At 71.3% G+C, this 1,693-nt stretch carries 1 protein-coding gene; it reads right to left on the bottom strand.

All coding sequences use genetic code 11. The annotated features are described in order from the left end of the window. Positions 1-137: 137 nt before the first annotated feature. The gene (locus EAO76_RS40665) at positions 138-1,601 is read right to left on the bottom strand and encodes a 4-hydroxyphenylacetate 3-hydroxylase family protein (RefSeq protein ID WP_148841271.1); all 1,464 of its coding nucleotides are present in this window, start codon (positions 1,599-1,601) and stop codon (positions 138-140) included. Positions 1,602-1,693: the final 92 nt, after the last annotated feature.

Below are 1,693 nucleotides of genomic sequence, written 5' to 3'. Positions count from 1 at the left end.
GGTGCGCGGGACGCCGGGCACGAGGCCGAGCACCCATGCGTGGTCCTGGGCCTGCCGGATGCGGCTGACGTCGTCGTACCCGGACAGGGTGCGGGCGCGGTCGAGTATGTCGTCGGTCATGTCGGTGTGCGGTCCCTTCACAACGGGGCGTCGATCAGCGCCGAGATGCGCTCGCGCACCTCTGACAGGTCGTGGTTGCGGTAGAGGTTGATGCGGTTGCGCGCCAGGTCGCCGCGGTGCACGTACTCGTACAGGTCCTGCCGTTGCCCGAAGCTGTCGGCCGTCAGGTCCCAGGCGAGCCGGAACAGCCGGGACTTGTGCTCGGCGTCGATGTCCTTGCCGCGCATGTAGCGGTCCAGGAACGGCCGCAGCTCGGGCGAACGCAGATCCTTCTCGGTGGGCTGCATGAGGATCCCGGACTGGCCGATGCCGCGCACGATGCCCACCGCGCGTCCGGCGACCTGGGCCGCCCACACCGCCGCCGCAGGGGTCGGCCCGGGCGCCAGCAGCCCGCTGTCCGTGCGGTGCGCGGTGGCCTCCCCGGCGTCCAGGAAGTGGTCGAGGACCTGGGCGTAGCCGGCGAGTTCACCCAGGTCCTCCTGGATGTTGCGGAACCCGTCGACACCGATCGACTCCGCGAGCAGCGAACCGACACCGAGCAGGGTGCGCAGCCGCTCGCGGTAGCGGACCTGGCCGATGTACTGGCTCCAGGCGTTGATCCGGCCGAGCCCCTCACGGGCCAGCTCCCCGTCGCCGAGCAGGAACACCCGGTCCCACGGCACGGTCACGTCGTCGAAGAACAGCATCGCGTCCTGCTCGTCGTACCGCCGCGCGAACGGGTGGGCGTGCCCGTGCGGTTCGGTGCCGAACGGCTCGCGGCACAGGATGCGCAGCCCCGGCGCGTTCAGCGGCAGCGCGAACCACAGCACGAACTCCTCGGCGCCGCGCCGGGCGAACGAGGCCGACAGGTAGACCAGCACCTCGTGTGCGAACGGAGCCAGCGTGGTCAGCTGTTTGGCGCCGCGGACCACGATGCCGTCGGCGTCCTCGCGCAGCACCCGCAGCGCGTGGTCCGGATGGTCGACCGGACTGGCCGAGCGGTCGATCTGAGGATCGCCCAGCGCGTGCGTCAGCAGCAGGTCGCGCGAGGACGCGAAGCGGTGGTACGCCCGTGCGTTGGCACCGAAGCCGGGCCGGTTGGTCTCCAGCCGGTGCCGGAAGTCCAGCAGGCCGACGGCGATGGAGGCCATGAAGGCGGGGGAGCGGCCGTGCTGGCCCCAGGACTCCCGCATCCACACCTCGGCGCTGTCCCGGGCCGCCCGCAACTCCTCGGCGGTGCGCGGCGGATGGTAGCCGCGGCCGATCCGCAGACCGGATTCCGGGTCCTCGACCGTGAGGAGGTCGCGGTGCGCCGGGTCGTGCTGGAGGTCGAGCAGCCGGGAGATCTCGGTGACCGGAGCGGCGAACGCCGGGTGCTCGGCCACGTTCTTGATCTCTTCGCCGTCCAGCCACACACTGCGCCCGTCGTCGAGACCGGCCCGGAAACGCGCGCCGTCGAGCGCGCCCAGCGGTTCGACGGCCGAGGTGAGAGAGGAAGTCATGGTGAGGTCCCTTGCTGATGCGAGACGGAGGACTGGTGAGGGACAGGGGTTTGGTGAGGGACAGCGGCTTGGTGGGGGACGGGGGTTTGGTG

Source organism: Streptomyces sp. sk2.1 (genome assembly GCF_008120935.1).
GTDB lineage: Bacteria > Actinomycetota > Actinomycetes > Streptomycetales > Streptomycetaceae > Streptomyces.
This window is presented reverse-complemented; position numbering and strand designations above follow the sequence as displayed.